The sequence below is a fragment of the Butyrivibrio sp. VCD2006 genome, assembly GCF_000423925.1.
Lineage (GTDB): Bacteria > Bacillota > Clostridia > Lachnospirales > Lachnospiraceae > Butyrivibrio.
This window is the reverse complement of record NZ_AUIX01000025.1, coordinates 77,365-94,332: the sequence shown is the minus strand read 5'-3', so window position 1 is coordinate 94,332 and position 16,968 is coordinate 77,365. Positions and strand designations below refer to the sequence as shown.

Sequence of the window (16,968 nt, the reverse complement as noted above, 5' to 3'; positions counted from 1 at the left end):
TATGCTTACTGCCGCATCCATATCATCTTTAAACTCTTCATCGAGAGTATTGATTGACCATGATACTGTAAGTCTGCTATTTTCATTGATCTCTTTTAGCAGATCCAGATCTCTTAGTACAAGGTCTGACTTTGTGCAGATAAGTATGTCCGCACCACTGTCCTTTAGTTTTATATTTGCCTTGGCCTCCTTGCAGATATTCACAAATGACCAGTAAGCCATCGCATAGAGCCTCGCTCCCTGGGCGTAGGTGCAGTAGCGATGTTTCTTACCTTCCAGATACTTTTCCAGATCAACTGGCGGTGGGGATTTTGAACGATTCATCTGTAACCTCCGTTTTTTGGTGTTACAGGATGTGATTTAAGAAAAAAGAATTGAGATTTTTAGAAATAAAAAAACCACATTTCTTCTTTTTGATAGAGAGAAATGTGGATTAGAATTAAGCTTCTTTGGATTCAAAAAGATATGAACCGCTTATTCCTCGAGACATTTGCCCCGGGATAAAGACTTTTCTCAAAATCTTTATCCCGTTCAAGTCGTTTTTGGACCATTTTTCGGACTTTTTTATGTCTACATATTCATCCATGGAAGCCCTGTTTCATGCTGGCAATCTGTACGTACTCATCCACTGACATACTATGATGTCCAATGGAATCGTTGTAAATCCAATGCATTTTTGGATTCAGCGGGTTCTCCACGGAGAAACGTGGTAAATACGCGAAGCTGTGTGTCATTTGCTTGATTTTAGCGTCGGGATCGCTTTACGCATTTCCCCTACCTCATACGATTTCGGTCTCATACATACCCTCTAATCAGATGCCTGTTCCCGTCAAAGTCCTACGATAGTACTCCTTTTGGATAGCTTTTGATGTCAGAATACTGTCATTTCGATTTTCTTGCTGTCAAATGATACTGTCTTAGAATTCTCATAAAAAATGAGTCATTCTTTCCAATATCTTTTCTGCGAGAATTGTTTCTTCTATATTATACTCATTAAAACAAATCCGCAAGAGCCTCCGAAAGCATTTCAAATACTTCCTTATTCTTATCACCGGTTGCCTCAGCGTAGACATCCATTGTAGTCTCTATAGACTTGTGACCCATGATATATTGGATGACCTTGAGGTTGGTGCATGCACGACAGAGACGCGTTGCAAATGTGTGTCTCAGAACGTGACATGAAAAATGCGGAAGCAATACAGGATCTCTGCCTTCCTTGGAAGCCTGAAGATCTTCCTCATAATTATAGTAATCGAGGATTCTCTTTATCGCGCGGTTCACTGAACCCTGTCCGAGCACATCACCAAACTTGTTAAGGAAAACAAATCCTGTCATCCCATCAACAACCGGCTGCTCGACTCCTTCATATTTCTGCTCATCCTTTGCCATCGCCAGAGCTTCACTTACCACATCAAGCATCGGAATAATTCTTATTCCACTCTCAGTCTTTGGAAGGTGAATTCTGAAAGAAAACTTTCCAGTCTCTTCGTCTTTATAGTAAACCAGCGAATGATTTATTGAGATTGTCTTTCCCTCAAAATCTACATCTTCCCAACGAAGTCCAAGTATTTCTCCAATTCTTCCGCCTGTCCCAAGAAGCACTGTAAACAACGGCCACCAATGACAAAATATCGGATGGTTAGCTATATATCCCATGAATGACTTCTGCTGTTCTTCTGTAAGAGCGTGCCTGGATCCTCTGTGCTTATCAGTAAGCTTGGTCACTTCAGCAACAACACCATCAGAAGGATTATTTCTCAGAATGTCATCTCGTACTGCAAGCTGAAATGTAGGATGCAAAACACTGTGAACTGAATCAAGTGTACCGATAGCCAGCTTCCTTTCAGTTACAAGATGAAGGTAAAACTGAAGTACATCTGAATACTTAATCTCTGCAATCCTTTTCATACCAAAGGTATCTCGCACAAAATGATCATAGGTGTATATATAACCGCTTTTGGTTGTACCGCGTAAGTTACACTTCAATGAAATGTAACGATCGAATGTTGAATTAAGTGTTGCCTGAGCTCTTGCTATAGTATCCAGTCCATCAAGCTGATCTCTCAAAAGGAGTGCTTCCTTCTTCCTAAGCCCGGGCAGATCTTGGTCATAAATAAACTTTCTTCTACCCAATGGATCAGTGTAACTGTACACATATCGCCCATCACTCTTTCTGACGAACTCACCTGTTTTCAACATTCGTCCCCTGCTGTCTTTTCTACTACTTGCCATGTTATCTCCTTTACGTAGAACACGACATGCTTAGAACTGCAAGGAATCATCCTCTTTTATTATGAAGGATTATTCTGTCCCCATCAATAATATTCTAATCATGCCGTGTCTTATTCATTTTTCATATTCTTATTTCACATACTGAAAGCTTTCAATGTACTCACTGAAAATCTTTCTGTTTATGAGAACCATCGATCTCACTTTTCTTTTGGCTCCACATTCCTCCGCCAACTTGTCTATCGTGTCGTCACCTATCTGGAAAAAATAGGAAGCATCTTCCCTTCTGATATATTCCGGTAACCCTTCATATTTTTGTCTCTTTGGTGTTGCCATATTTCATATCCTCCTTATGCGCACATCGCTTCATCTTCTATGAAATTAAGTGCTCTGTTTCTTAGCTCTGACCTAAACCTACAAATTCTGGCCCTTAAAGCATTTGTTGTAATGTTTGCGGTGTCAGCCAGCTCATCATTTTTCATCTCACCATTGAGATATCTGTGAAAAAGATTGTCCTCATCCTTGATTCCCTTGAGCTGCGATCTGACAATGCTGTAATCATCTTTCATGAGTTGGAGCGTCTCAATGGCATGTCGGTACGTGGCGCAGTGCTTAGTTCCTTTCGCTGCCAGCTTCCAATCACCATTTTTGATTCCCATACTCACATCTGCATTAGCTGTAGCAGTGTCTCCGGTAATATCACAGATGTTTGAAGTCTGTACTCTCACTCCAAGATCATCACGCTTTCTTCTGAGCTCTTGCTGCTCTCTGCGGATCTTCACATACAGACATTCTTCTTCGCCTTCGATCATCTGCTCAAAGACTGAATAGTTGTCCATAATAAAATCCACCCTCTTCGCTGCAGATTTCTTGCTGTAAGTCATAACAACGTTCTCTTTTGCCATCGTCCCCCTCCTTTGAAATGATGCTTGTTGAATATTCATATTGTCTTAAGACTCTTAAATCATAAGCCCGGGAACCTGCACCTCACCAGCAATTTGCTGTATACTCGGTATCGTATTTGTATACCGAAAAACACTCTCACCCTTATAACCAAACTCCTGCTATTTTCTAAGCATGGTCAAGGCTCGCATTTGTTCCCTTGCGACTCTTTTTATTTCCGGATCAGCAAGGCTCTCATATAGCTCAATCATTTCTGAATTTCCAAGAACATCATTTAGCTGTTTCCAGTCAATAAGTGATTCTGGTTTTCCCTTTAATATCCAATCCGTCGTAACCTTAAACTTATCCGAATACATCACAATCACTTCAACCGGTATAGCCCTCATGTTTCTTTCATAGGCAGATACTACTGTCTTATTTGACAGATAGAATTCCGCTGCAAGCTCCTTCTGTCCTATACCAGCATCCTCTCTCAACTTCCTGAGTCTTCCTCCAATCGTTTCCATTTCCTTTGTTTTCATATCTCTCCTTTTCCGGAGTCTGAAAACGGAAAACTCCACCTGCCCAGTGCTGTATGTTTTGGCAACAAAAAGAGAAGCCTGCAAAACGTTAATGAAAACAGACCATAAATAAATATGGTTTCATTTTCCGTTTTGCAGACTTCCCCTGCGTAATTTCAGCATCCAAGCACTAGGCAAACTCTTGGAGCATGCATGGGCAGGTCAGTCAAATCCCAGCCGGGATGCTGTTTTGCACTCAAATGCAATGCTCCTCAAAGTATTTAATTTTATTTATCTCCCCTCAAATAAGAAAACTGTGTAACGAATGTACTATATTAATATAGATCAAACCCCAACTTTATCATTCGCTAAACCGCATCTAGGCATGTCAGTTTGCCGTCCAGCGAAGGATTGCCCTGTGTCTTCCCACAAGCTTCTTATCCTCGATCACGACAACTTTTTCATCGTTGATGATAACCCTGTAAAGACGCCCGCACTCAGGACATCTCATCCATCCATCAGTGACATAGCCCTCATGCATCGGCACCCCGTCGTAGGTACAACAAGCCACACGCAAAGTCTGTGCAGTTTCCTTATTCAATTGTAAATCTCCTCCTTCATAAATGATTTTTCTATTTTGTTCCCCAAAACAAAATCATTGTAACACCAGATCATAAATCCGTGGTTCGGACGGAGTTCGGTAATTGCGCAACTTCTTTGCGAATTCCATAACAATTCAGAAAACTTATGATTAAAGTTCCTCTATAGGAACAAGTTTAGTCAGATCATCATACCCTTTAGGAATATCTTTCCATGGAATCCTTCCCTTATCCATGTCTTCAATCTGACGCTTTTTACAATAGATCCACATCTGCATTCCAAATACAATAATGGCAATATCTCTCTTGGCATAATATTCCGTTTTCCCAATCCCGATCATATCATAGATCACATTATTCGGACGGTATTCCTCATCAAAATATGTAAGCTCCAGAATACGCTTGTAAACGTATCCATGGTCCTTCCATCTGAAGTCCTTTACCCTATCAAGGATCTTATCAATCTGCGGTTTGAACCAGGCAAGCTCAATAAGATTATCTATCAACTCTGAATGAACTTTCATGGATTCCTCAACAGATTTCTCAAAGGCATACAAAAATGTATCACGGCATCCCAGCTTGCTTTCTTTAGTCTGCCCATCTGTCATCTTCTTATGGGGCGTATTGTTGGCACCCTGAAATTTCTCACGATAACCATTGCACAGCATCCCGCATATGGCCAGAACCCTGTCCTCTGAATGCCCCTCATCTCTGCACATCCTTGCTGCAGCCCTATAGTCCTCTGATTTCCTGCTTGTCTTACACATTTAATTCCACCTCCACATAAATGAAAAAATAACAAAACCGGATCACATTAAAACTAATATGTCCGGTTTCTTACTTCTTATTTATGCTATTTATCTCATTTTCATAACATTGGTTCAGCATTTCATCTATCAGCTTTTGTCTTTCAGGACTGAGACACTGGAACTTCCTTCGTCTCTCTATCTCAACGGGATCCAGCGCAACTAACTCCGAATCATCCTTCCTCAAAACCTCTGACAGCTCATATCCAAGGGCATGTGCTATCTCCTCAGCTGTGTCATACTTAGGGCATGACTTCCACTTTTTTCCTAAAAAGTTTGTTATTGTCTTTCTGTTTAGATTTGTATTCTCTACCAGAAAACCAATATTCAAGTCTCTTTCATCCAATACTTCTATGAAAAAGTCAACGGTCTCAACAATATTGCGATCTGCCATTTATTTAACCCTCCATAAAAAAGTTTAGCAATACACAAGACCCCAATCCATGAGATTACAATCTCATATTTATGCGATTATAATCCCATAGCAAAATAAAAAGACCTCCGAAGAGGTCTCTCACAAAATAGCATATTCAGTTTCTTTCCGACATATTGTTTTAAACATTTTCATTCTCATTACTACAAATAAAAACATCGCTTCCGGATACCACCATGATATCAGAAGCGATGTTCATTATTTTGTACACCGTTTTTCTCTTAGTACTACAAACGATAGTGTTCTATTCTTTTTTACCCAATAGCTGTTTCTATAGTCCACAAACTATACAGAAAGATAATTTAAATTAATTTTTTGACGATATAACCGATACATTCTTTCCATCAGATTTTACAGTTATATCACCCTCCGAGTTTGTTATAAATACTTTTGCATTATATGCCTCATTATTGAGCAAATCTAGCGTTCTATCATCAGGATGTCCATATCTCTTCTTGTCACCACACGAGATAATGGCATAATCAGGCATAAAAGTTCTTATAAATCTATATAAACTCCCTTCATACGATCCATGATGGGGCATTTTCATCACATCAATTTTAAACTCCTTATCTTCATCATTTTGATACTTATCTGCTATCCTTTTTTGCCCCTCATATTCAATATCTCCAGTGAATAAAAACCTTGTATCCTTGTACGTTACCAACAGCACAAGTGAATCATTCGGATTTGTTGATGCTACATCCACCACCTCAACCTCGGCACTCCCTAATGAATATTTATCTCCTACATGCGGAACCTTAATTTTCGATTTATCTATAACTAATTGTTCTTCAAATTCTTTGAATACATCAGTATCACTTTCACTCGAATTGCTAATAGTAATACCTATTTTTGAAGCATAAGTTAATGCTTTTATCAAACCTCCGATATGATCTTTATGAAGGTGAGAAATTGCCAATATATCCAGTTTTTGAACCCCCTTGTCAACAAGAACATTATACACTTTATCGCCTTCACCTCCATCGACAAGCATATAATGACCATCGCACTCAACTAATGCAGCGTCACCTTGTCCTACATCTATATATACTATGCTAAAACTAGATGCCTGGCCAGAATCATTACACGAGGAACAAATAGCCAGTGTAAGAATTAAAAACAAAACTGATATTAGTCTTCTCATTCTTCAGCAAACACCACCTTATCACCATACCAATGATCTTCATACTCAGATATTTTATAGTTCATAGATATTTCCTTATCATAGGCATCAGTGTACTTTATCTTTAAAAGCACATGAGAATCCGCTGACCAAGAATAATCTTTCCACTTTTTACTTGTTACTTTAGCATAGAACTCATCTACACTTTTTCCCTTACGTTCAACGTTAGATACTTTACAATCATCGATTATTGTCTCTTTATCTTTTTCAGTAATCACTATCTCAATGGCTGATCCAGAAGTCAGTATAGAGACCGGAATTATTATTTCTTCCTTAGAAAGTTCAGCAATATAATTCTCTTTATGATTCGAGAATGAATATTTATCATTTATTGGACTGACAATAAAAATCCCCTTTGTATCTGCCTGCAAAACTGCGTCAAAGTCATCTTTATCACCTTCTTTTATTCCCATTTTGTCTGCAAGAGCAAATAATAACTCACAGTTAAGGACTAATGGTTCATATAATGTAGGAAGTTCTGTTTTTCTAGCTTTCTTAAGTCCATCATTATAAGCTTTAACCCGCTTCTTTTCTTCCTTGTACTCCTTTTCTTTTTGCTTTTTTTCCTCCTTCGTCATATATCTATAGTCAGGTTCTTTCACTGTTTGTTCTTTCACATCCGCAAGATATGTATTGTTCAAATCACGTTGTCCCTTAAGAAGAACAGCCACGTTCTCAGAAGCAATTTTGTAAGCTTTATTTAAATACTCTTTTTTATTAGTTCTTGAATAAAGATCCAAGTATACCTGCGCAGCAAAATACCTTGTCGACCAATCTTCTTTAGCAGTATTATCAACAATTGCATCAGCATATTTGCAGCTCTCCGCAACATAATCTTTGGTATTATTTTTATATCTGTTCTGAACTGAAACTATCGCCTTAGGTAGTATTTTCACGTAATTTGCATCCTGTCGATATATTCCAGTGTACAACTCATTATATTTCTCAACGCATCTAAGACAATCTTTGAATTTATCTAAATCAAAATAGCAATTTGCCAATTCAAGCCAGTAATTACCAAGAAGTTCATACTTGTCTTGTTCATCCTCAAGTCTCTTCTTTCTCTCTGCTGGAGCCTCAATTGCACATATTTCAGAAAATTTTTCTATATCCTTTTCTGAAAGTGTCTTCATACCATCAAGATTGTATTCTTGAACTATATCAACCATATAATTAAAGGCGCGTTCACGATTTTTTTGTATTGTTTCCAATTCTTCATCATCAAGTTCCCATCCACTCATAAGGAACTCCGTATCAGCACTCTCACTAGCATTTTTATAATTCTTATATGAATCTACTACAGTATAAACTGCCGTCATTGCCAGCTTCTTCCAATCCAATGAATTCGCCATAGATAAAATCGCAAGTGGATTAGGCACTGCACTTCTCATTGCAGCCGCTTTATTTTGATTATAAATAAACTGTAGCCTCTCTCTCTTGGTTGAAATACTTAAATAGGATTTTATGATATCCCTCAGATTCTGAAGGTGATCTTGCGTAATGTCATCAATAGCACCGGGATTAATATCATTAAGCAATGACGTATAGATATCATCCAACATCAAGCGATTATCTTTCGATGTTCTTATGTCCTCCGCAGTAATTGCAAGATAATAAAGCATAGAAAAAGAGTTCTTCTGCTTTTGCTCTTCTTCTGCCTTTTTCTTTGCTTCCTCTTCGGCTTTCTTTTTTTCTTCTTCCTCAGCTTTTTTCTTAGCCTCTTCTTCAGCTTTCTTCTTAGCTTCCTCCTCCTTCTTCTTGGCTTCCTCCTCAGCTTTCTTCTGAGCTTCCTCTTCCTCCTTCTTCTTGGCTTCCTCCTCAGCTTTCTTCTGAGCTTCTTCTTCCTCCTTCTTCTTGGCTTCCTCCTCAGCTTTCTTCTGAGCTTCTTCTTCCTCCTTCTTCTTGGCTTCTTCCTCAGCTTTCTTTTGAGCTTCCTCTCCCTCCTCAACCTTATCTTGCGCTTCTTCCTTCTTGTTTTCTTCTGTTTTTTCCACTAAAGCATCAGATTGCTGCATTCCATCCGTTTGTTCATTATTAACAACTGAATTATTCGCACTTTCAGCCACTGTAGAATCTTCAACTGCAGGTTGTTTTGATTCACCACACCCCAAAGAGGAAACTACAAAAATCACACTCATTATTATCGATATTGTTCTTATCACACGTTGTCTCATACTTACCCCTTCCAAAAGAAAATAGTGTATCCGGTATTTACTTAGGCACTCGACACCTCAAGTCATAAATAAATGAGACAAAGCTATCATGGAGGCTTTCCCCACTGCTACTTCGCCAATAGTCTAGGCTGCAACGCTTATTCCTTGCGAAGCTTTCCAATAGCTTTTCCTGCTTCATTTAGAAATGTCATCATAAACCTTTAGTTAATTATTCGTCGACTATAATTATAGCGCAAAAACGTTTATTCATATCAGATACAAATTCACAAGAAAGCACGAAAACACGCACAAATCCAGATATTTTCTACACTTTTTTAAAAGTGAAATTTTCATAAAGTTAACTCAAATAATCATCTTCCTCATCTTCTTCAGGGAAATAATCCAGAAATGGATTGCCCTCCTCGAAACAGCATTTATAGTATTCACCTTCTTCATCATCGGAAACAAGTTCTTCGGCTCTAGCATATGCTTCCCTAATCATTTTTACACATTCTTCAACCATCGAATAATCCGGTCTGAAACAATCCCTGGCATAATCTAAATACCATATTGCTTTGTAGTAATCTTTGCGAACCCCATAACCCTCGAAATAGCATTTCCCAACCTTGTAATATACCTCGGCCTCATTAAATTCTTCATCAATTTCAGGCGGATCAAAGTAGCAGTTGCGTAAAGCTAATTTATACAAAAGAAAAACTTTCCTCGGCGATCCCCCTACACTTTTAAGATCTTCAGCCATTATATCCGCCATTCTGACAAGACTATAACCAGCTTGATCATAATTTTAAATTACTGTATTTAGAACGGTCCATTCACATTCGATTACTCATTTTCCGTAAACCAATAAGCAAAAAGGAAGACAGCAACAGCCATCTCCCCATCATTCTCTATAGCTTAATCTTATTTTCCTTCTTTCAATTCACAAAGAGCACCCCTGGGTGTTATAAGAACTATCTTTGCTTTTGCCTTCTTTTTCATGAGATCATACATACGACCTGCGCTCTTACTCTCTCCAATAACAGTGTGAGGACTGTTTGCCACGTAACCGATCTTACCAAGCCCCTTAAGCTCAACCCTGATTGCTTCCTTGTCATATTCATTATCTGGTTCTTTAACCAACTTAACTTTCATACCCTTCTTAAGAAAATCACTACCGTAGTAATAATTCATACCGGTAATTGTAAAATAAATATCTTTCATGGGTACACTCCTTTTCGTAACTACCAACTTAAATAGCTGTTAATAATCCTTTTACAACACATTCCCGTCATGTTTATCATAGAAGGCTTGTATTTCTGCCTGGAATTCTCGGATGTGATCCGGTGCATCCTCTCGTAATCCTAAGCATTCTCTATATTGATTAACTAACTCTTCTTTTGCTTGGATGTTTCTTGGCATTTCAGGTCTTACTAATCTTTTATGTGCATTTTTCCATTGCAAAACTTCCTCATTCAATTTCTTTATTGAATCTGGGGCATCAACCTTCAACTCATCAGAATACATTTCATACTGTTTAACCATCCTTGCCTTTGCCTGCAAATCGCTTGGTAATATAATCATTTTTTCCTCCTTATATATGAATCATTGCCATAAATCATGTACTATTTTATCCTGATACCATATTACTCTTTTAACTGTACGATAATTCCCCCAGCACTATGCAATCAGAAAAACAAATAAAAAACATCGCTCTCTGATATCTTTACAATACCAGAAGCGATGTTCATTTTTATGTACACAGAAAAGCTCACCAACATAAGGGCACACAAATATGATTAATCGCAATATTTTTTCGCCATCCCCTTAATGTCAGCAATAATCTGATTTCTCAAGGATTCCGGTTCCAAAATCTCAACACTCGGTCCATACTGCAAAGCCCAATATCTCATCGCATTTTCGTTGCAGTTAACCTTGAGAACAAGTTTTTCATCATTCTCCTCCACAACCTTTATATCTGTTCCAAACCAGTCAGTTATATCTGAGAACGCTTTCCTTGTAGTCTCCATTTTCACATTTACAGTCGGACCACTAAACATATAAATATGCTCAGCCATATGCTTTGGAAGATTCAGACCATGCTCCAACCCCTCTACTTGCTTCATGGGTTTAGCCTTGGTATCCAGCTCCTCCACATCAGTCATCTTATCAATTCTGAAATGAGCCACATTATCATATTTATCACAGTTGCAGATAAGATAAAATCTACCATTGCAAGCAACGATCTGATATGGATTAACTATGTAATGCTTATTCCAGCGCGGATGCAACTTAAAGTCCGTTCCTACATCGTTATACATAAAGCTTACCTGGTGCTTTGCTGCTATAGCATCGTTAAGTGTATCCAAGCCATACATAGCCTGCTTATTTATTGTACGATGCAGCTCCGGAAGATTACTGACATGTGAAACCTTTGCATTAAAAAAGCTGCTTGCCATACCCTGGATCTTTGCAATCAAGTCCTTGGCCTGCTTGGTTGAAATGGATTTTGAAAACAATACGCTGTCAATAAGGATGCGCAACTCAGAATCATCGAACTCCCTTGAAATCAAGCGATACCCGTCTTCCATATCAATATCGTATCCCATCTCTTTTAGGGATAATACATTAGCTTTTACAGATCTTCTGTCGCAGGGCATTCCATAATTCTTATCCAAAAGTTTTATGATTTCCTGCTGTGTAAGAGAATGGTTCTCATCGGTATAAATCCTTAGAATTTCTAGGATTAACATGTTAAGCATTTTCTTATTTCCAGTAGCGTACATATACGTTCCTCTTAATCAAATATTCTCCATAACCGTTTCTTCCATAGCATCATAAAGCTCCGTAATACTATTTTTGTAATCAGAAAGATCAATAAAAAAGATCCTTACGTTAACCTTGATATCCTCATCTTGTTCTGCAACAAAACTAATATCTCCAAGCTCTTTTACATCCTCGTTAAGCGGATATAACAACCATATATCTGAAGTATGATATTTTTTGGAATATGCATACATTTGATACATATCTGCCTGGGAGATTCCATAATTTATGCCTGCATCTGGCTTAAGCCGTTTCCACTTCGTGTCCATTATTACGGAGGCTGTTCCCGGTCTTCTGACAACTATATCTGGTCGAAGCCTAAATTTCCTTGGGCAATCAAAAAGATAATATCCACGATCTTGCGCACTGATTCTATATGCACTGTCAGATTTTTCAGAGAATATTCTTTTGACCCACTTAGCAACAAAAGATTCAAACACTTGCTCCATGGCAAATAGTAGCGCGTTCCCTGACTTCTTCCCAGAAAAGGTAGTAAAACTCTTATTCCTAAGAAAGATCTCCGACCACTGAATAAGCTTCTCATAGTCTTTAGTATCCCTGCCTATTGATACACTAGCGAAATCCTTATCAATATTTGTTGATACATCTACCAATTCGAAAGATATAAGCAGCTGTCTGATCTCCCTTGCATTTTCCATGCTCTTTGACAGTTTTTGAAGTTTTAGTAATGTTGTCTTAACCAGCCTATTTTCTGCTCTATTAACCTGATATTCATCATATTGCATATAAAAGCGCTCTTTATGAGCAATATTAGCCTTTATATGCTCACCCACCTGCAGCTTCCCTTTAAAAAATCTGAGATTATCTTCATTGGAAATATAAGCAGACTTTATCCCATGCTTTACAAGATTTCTTGCCTCCTGAAGATACATATTGATAAAAATCTCATATAAATTCATCCTGTCAGCATTTAAGGATGCCGTATTAAATGACTTTCCATCAAACTCCCTCAAACAACAAAGCATATCAAGAAATATCCGTTTTGTCCTGGCAAGGCACTCATCTTCACCATCCAGATTGACTTTTGGGAGAATTTCAATCTGAAAGCCACTTGGAAGTTCTATAATTCCCACATAACTATTAAAGGTTATGGTACTACCCACACCACGCTTAAATCCAGGCTTCATGAACTCGAGAATATCAGCACCCTCATTCTCGGAAGAATACTCCTCGATAAAAAGCTTCAATTCTGAAAAATGTTTCTCATCCAGAAATTTATAGTAGGGGCTATTCATATATTCTTCATTACTGGTAATAGTATCAAATTCCCTGACCGACAATACATTTACCATAGGTATTAAAGTCCTTTTCCGATAAGCTTATAACTCTCAATTCTTCTAAACGCACTCTTTTGAATCGAATATTTATTTTCAGGAATATCCACTTCAGGGTTCCCGCTAAAAACATCTGTGACGTTAATCTTATCGTCCCTAATAAATTGGAACTGTTTGTTTTCGCCTGTTTTCCCATTATCTCCAAGTACTAATTGAATTTTTCCGTAATCTTCATAGAAGTACTCCTGAAGCAACGGAATGACTGATTTTTCAAAAACAGATGCCAGCTTATCTATAGTCGGTTCATCTTTAAGACATGTAAAAAAAGCATGTCCTATAGTGTGTTCTCTGTCATATAAGTACTCTATACGTCGATTAATGATTTCAAGCATTTTTGCAACATCTAGGGTCTCATCACCTTCGCTGACTATATTCGCACTAATTTTCCTAAGAACGTTCGGCTCTGGCATCATTTCTTCAAATGCAAATCTCCTACGAAGCGCCGTATCCATAAGAGCTATCGATCTGTCAGCAGTATTCATGGTTCCTAAAATATATACATTTTCTGGAACACTAAATTTTTCCTGAGTATAAGGCAAAATAGCTGATGCCTCTTCCTCAGCTCCTTTTCTTTTTGTAGTCTCAATCAGAGTTATCAACTCTCCAAATATTTTTGAAATATTCCCCCTGTTTATTTCATCAATTATGAATACAAACTTTTTCTTATGAGACTTCTCGTCCACCCCTTCAGCAACTGTATTGCTATTTTTATTCACCAGCTCAAGAACAGAACTTGCGGGTATCTTCATTTTATAAACCGTAGACAACGTCATAGTTGTCCCATTATTAAGATCAACAATGTCTTCATTTAATCCCTTAACAAGCCATCTCACCTTTCGTAATCTTTTGTGTACATCATATTCTGGATGCCACTCACATTCGCCAGTAATTACACCAATTGCATCTATGGTTGATGCTGTATAGCATGATAAGACAATATCTCCAATACGCATTTTATTGTAAAAGGAGTTAAGCACAGCTTTACCACTATAATTATCGTCTCTTTCCGGGAGCTCTTCCCCATAGTCATCCCAGCCAATTCTTATATGATCATTCTCCATACATTCTGTTCTTGTAGGATTATCATATGTATGGCCAAGAGATACCTTCCAGACAGCTGGCGACTTATTCAAGCCATAATCTTCCTCTTCTTCAATGCTAGGCATTAATGCCTTCTCACAAAAAGCTTTAAATATACCAGGCTCTTTAACAAACTCAATCGCATTATCACCCTCTTCATCCGTAACGTTTGGTTTTATACCCTCAATAAACTCTTCATAACCATATGATTGATGGAAAGTTGTAAATGCAATCTGATCCGCCTTCTTATATTCTTCATACCTCGTCTTTACTGCAGAATAATCCTTGTCTGCCTCATCCTTGACTTCATCAAGCGATTTTCCTTCAATAATTGCTACCGCATAAGCCATAGTATTGTATGTCTTACCTGTTCCAGGCGGTCCATATAGAATTATGTTATGCTCAAACTTCTTATTGCCCATCTGTTCTTCTTTCTCCGATATTTCCTCGTCACCCTCTATTTCCCAGGCTTTTCTGTCAAGTATCCTATAATTCTTAAACGGAAGATTACTGTCCCTAAACTCTTTAATCTTTCTGCAATTACTTATATATGTCGTATTCTCTTTGGGCTTATCCAGTTCAATTCCCAATGCGCTATATATAGTTCCATGTCCAGCATTGCTGTTTATTATTGGAAATGTCATTGGCTTCAGACAGTGAAGCATAACCGAAGCAGACGCTGCCTGCATACCTTTAAACGGTTTATCTAACACCGTCGCTGCAATGTCAAACATCTCATCATCATCTTTAACATCTAATATATTCACAAGCATTTCTATAAAAGCCTGCGCATCCTCATCGCTAACATCCCTCGCAAATGAATAAAAGCCTGTTCCAAACATTCCAACCGATGGTTTATTTTCGTTCTCACGATTTTCATACTTCCTTTGGCAGGCATTATCCCAGACTTTATCCAAGACAGCCGCCAATCGACTTATCTCATCATCGGGCAGACTGCTTTTTTCAACATATTCCTTCTTTTTTTCAACATTCATTTTCCATGTTCCAATGGCCATGGCATAAACTGCATTTAAATCTGTGACTCCGCAATCATCCAAAGAATCCATTTTGGCATATGATGATACAATTTCTCTCATCAGCTCGTAGCTGCCATCATGCTCATCCGGAATCATTTCTTTGCTCTGTTTCAATTCCTCAAGTATCTGATCTTTATTCATGTAGGATTATCCCTCCTAATACTTAATTAACTGCCCACAATCCGGGCATCTATCAGCTCTTTTGAATTTAGTTTCACATCTTGGACATATTACAACAAATCCGTCAGCTGACATCCCTTTTGGCGGTAATGGCGTATTAATATCGCTATTATCTACAGTTTTCCCGAAGCATGCATCCGAAAACTCAAAGAATTTCTCCTCCTCATCAAAGACCATTCTTGTTTCTTCTTCTCCCCACTTTTCATACCACTCTTTGTCCTCATACTTTTCGATTAATGTTCTATATTTTCTGTACAGGGATGTATGCACTCCTATATACCAGTAAATATTCTTCTTGGCGCACCTAATCTCAGATCTGTACGCCTTACCTGGCGACTTTTCTCCATAGTGAAGATCTGCTACAGCTCTCTGCTTTTTAGGATTTTTCCATGGTTTTGAATGCGCAGTTTCATCAAATTTCTTTGCAACTTCAAGTATTCTTGTAGCAAGTTCGTCATTCTGTAAATCCATAATAGTACATCCTTTCCTGTTTTAATCATCACTATTATCCGTGTCACTTGACCTCAGTTAAGGCATCCCTAAGTCTAATAAGAATCTGTTCCATATCATTGCCATTAGTTATTATCTTTTCATAGTTGATATAGTAATAGCCGTTATACCGCTCATACGGTTGATTCTTTTGATTAGGCCTTAAGAACGGTTTCATATCTTCCAAAAAGGCTGATATGCCATCCTTATTTAATCCATTCTTTTCTGCATATTGTTCAATGGATGATGGTTGAAAGGCAAAACCATCTCCATTGCCAAATAGCATGAACGTTTTCATTAGCATTTTATTAGCAGAATCTACTATATCAATCGATAAATCCACTGCTCCGATATGATATGAAAAACCCTCATTCTTGCATACTTTTCTCACAAAGTCAGCAGCTTCTCGTGATGTAGCACCGATAAGATTAGCCGCCATCTCCCACTCCTCAAGATTCGCGAGCTTTGGCTTATTCCACTTTTCTTTATACAACATTAACTGTCCACACTCAGGGCATCTCTTGGCCATGAGAAACGTTTCTTCACAGCGTGGACAAACTACAAGAGGCTTTTCCTCTGTTTGTATAACCATTACGGGTTTCACAGCAGTATTGATGTCATCCGGCAATGAAACAACTGCTGCCTCTTTCAGAAAAACTTTTACTGGATCCGCCTCACCAAACTTGAATAAATCGGCGACAGATTTGCCTATATATTTATCACGAATTGCTGCATCTGCTATCTTTCCATGGAATCCAATTCTGTTCTTATACCTCTCCTCATCGTAAGGTATAGTCTCTCTGTTTAATTCAGAAGCAGGTACCCATTTAATGACTTTATATACTTCCTTAACCTCACCCAATGCCACTGACAATACATACTCAGCCTTACTTACACTCTCAAGTTTTCTTTTCCAGCAACCGCGTGTGACATCATACAGATTAAGATCCGGCATTCCATCGTAGAATGATTTATTTATCTTTATTATTGCTATGTTTTCTTCTAAGTCCTCTCGGCTCAGTTTTTCCATTGCTAAAATCCACATCCCTTTCAATGTCTAATTAAAATTTTATTATTCCATGTATTATATTTTATAACTTATGAATCTCTATTTGTTGTAATCCGAATCTATTTAATAATAGTTTTAGAAACTAATATCTTCATAAAATCAGCCATATATCACAACTTTAGCAAA

The 16,968-nt window shown here is 38.0% G+C and carries 17 protein-coding genes and 1 pseudogene; all 18 read right to left on the bottom strand.

Features of this window, described 5'->3' with window-relative positions; translation table 11 throughout:
• Positions 1 to 252, bottom strand: a pseudogene (locus G586_RS27380) (DUF6462 family protein); the annotation flags it as partial.
• A 741-nt stretch (positions 253 to 993) separates the two neighbouring features.
• On the bottom strand, positions 994 to 2,232 hold the full coding sequence (locus G586_RS0111140; protein WP_022761999.1) for a site-specific integrase: 1,239 nt from the start codon (positions 2,230 to 2,232) through the stop codon (positions 994 to 996).
• A 129-nt stretch (positions 2,233 to 2,361) separates the two neighbouring features.
• Complete coding sequence (locus G586_RS0111135; RefSeq protein ID WP_022761998.1) at positions 2,362 to 2,565, bottom strand: DUF6462 family protein; 204 nt, start codon at positions 2,563 to 2,565, stop codon at positions 2,362 to 2,364.
• 14 nt (positions 2,566 to 2,579) lie between these two features.
• Positions 2,580 to 3,134 carry a hypothetical protein gene (locus G586_RS0111130; RefSeq protein ID WP_022761997.1) on the bottom strand — a complete coding sequence of 185 codons (555 nt, stop codon included), beginning with the start codon at positions 3,132 to 3,134 and terminating at the stop codon, positions 2,580 to 2,582.
• A gap of 159 nt (positions 3,135 to 3,293) precedes the next feature.
• Positions 3,294 to 3,653 carry a helix-turn-helix domain-containing protein gene (locus G586_RS22695; protein ID WP_022761996.1) on the bottom strand — a complete coding sequence of 120 codons (360 nt, stop codon included), beginning with the start codon at positions 3,651 to 3,653 and terminating at the stop codon, positions 3,294 to 3,296.
• 367 nt (positions 3,654 to 4,020) lie between these two features.
• Positions 4,021 to 4,233: a hypothetical protein gene (locus G586_RS0111120; RefSeq protein WP_026527820.1), complete on the bottom strand. Its 213-nt coding sequence runs from the start codon at positions 4,231 to 4,233 to the stop codon at positions 4,021 to 4,023.
• A 150-nt stretch (positions 4,234 to 4,383) separates the two neighbouring features.
• Positions 4,384 to 4,998 (bottom strand): hypothetical protein, encoded by a 615-nt coding sequence (locus tag G586_RS0111115; protein WP_022761994.1) that lies wholly within the window; start codon positions 4,996 to 4,998, stop codon positions 4,384 to 4,386.
• A 70-nt stretch (positions 4,999 to 5,068) separates the two neighbouring features.
• Positions 5,069 to 5,431 (bottom strand): hypothetical protein, encoded by a 363-nt coding sequence (locus G586_RS0111110; protein WP_026527819.1) that lies wholly within the window; start codon positions 5,429 to 5,431, stop codon positions 5,069 to 5,071.
• A 346-nt stretch (positions 5,432 to 5,777) separates the two neighbouring features.
• Complete coding sequence (locus G586_RS0111105; protein WP_026527818.1) at positions 5,778 to 6,617, bottom strand: ComEC/Rec2 family competence protein; 840 nt, start codon at positions 6,615 to 6,617, stop codon at positions 5,778 to 5,780.
• Entirely contained in the window at positions 6,614 to 8,830 is a 2,217-nt protein-coding gene (locus tag G586_RS26590; RefSeq protein WP_051204734.1) for a hypothetical protein, read from the bottom strand. The genes G586_RS0111105 and G586_RS26590 overlap by 4 nt, the downstream gene beginning before the upstream one ends.
• 337 nt (positions 8,831 to 9,167) lie before the next feature.
• Positions 9,168 to 9,569 (bottom strand): SEL1-like repeat protein, encoded by a 402-nt coding sequence (locus tag G586_RS0111095; RefSeq protein ID WP_026527817.1) that lies wholly within the window; start codon positions 9,567 to 9,569, stop codon positions 9,168 to 9,170.
• A 161-nt stretch (positions 9,570 to 9,730) separates the two neighbouring features.
• Positions 9,731 to 10,030, bottom strand: a complete 300-nt coding sequence (locus G586_RS22680; RefSeq protein ID WP_035773061.1) for an HIRAN domain-containing protein — start codon at positions 10,028 to 10,030, stop codon at positions 9,731 to 9,733.
• 51 nt (positions 10,031 to 10,081) lie between these two features.
• Complete coding sequence (locus G586_RS0111085; RefSeq protein WP_022761985.1) at positions 10,082 to 10,390, bottom strand: hypothetical protein; 309 nt, start codon at positions 10,388 to 10,390, stop codon at positions 10,082 to 10,084.
• Positions 10,391 to 10,605: 215 nt separating this feature from the next.
• Complete coding sequence (locus tag G586_RS0111080) at positions 10,606 to 11,592, bottom strand: helix-turn-helix transcriptional regulator (RefSeq protein ID WP_026527816.1); 987 nt, start codon at positions 11,590 to 11,592, stop codon at positions 10,606 to 10,608.
• Positions 11,593 to 11,607: 15 nt separating this feature from the next.
• The gene (locus tag G586_RS0111075; RefSeq protein ID WP_026527815.1) at positions 11,608 to 12,945 is read right to left on the bottom strand and encodes an McrC family protein; all 1,338 of its coding nucleotides are present in this window, start codon (positions 12,943 to 12,945) and stop codon (positions 11,608 to 11,610) included.
• Positions 12,946 to 12,950: 5 nt separating this feature from the next.
• A complete protein-coding gene (locus G586_RS27300) occupies positions 12,951 to 15,245 on the bottom strand; it encodes an AAA family ATPase (RefSeq protein ID WP_051204733.1) in 2,295 nt (764 codons plus the stop codon).
• Between the two features lie 15 nt (positions 15,246 to 15,260).
• Positions 15,261 to 15,755, bottom strand: a complete 495-nt coding sequence (locus tag G586_RS0111065) for a hypothetical protein (protein WP_026527814.1) — start codon at positions 15,753 to 15,755, stop codon at positions 15,261 to 15,263.
• Between the two features lie 43 nt (positions 15,756 to 15,798).
• Complete coding sequence (locus G586_RS0111060; RefSeq protein WP_026527813.1) at positions 15,799 to 16,803, bottom strand: hypothetical protein; 1,005 nt, start codon at positions 16,801 to 16,803, stop codon at positions 15,799 to 15,801.
• Positions 16,804 to 16,968: the final 165 nt, after the last annotated feature.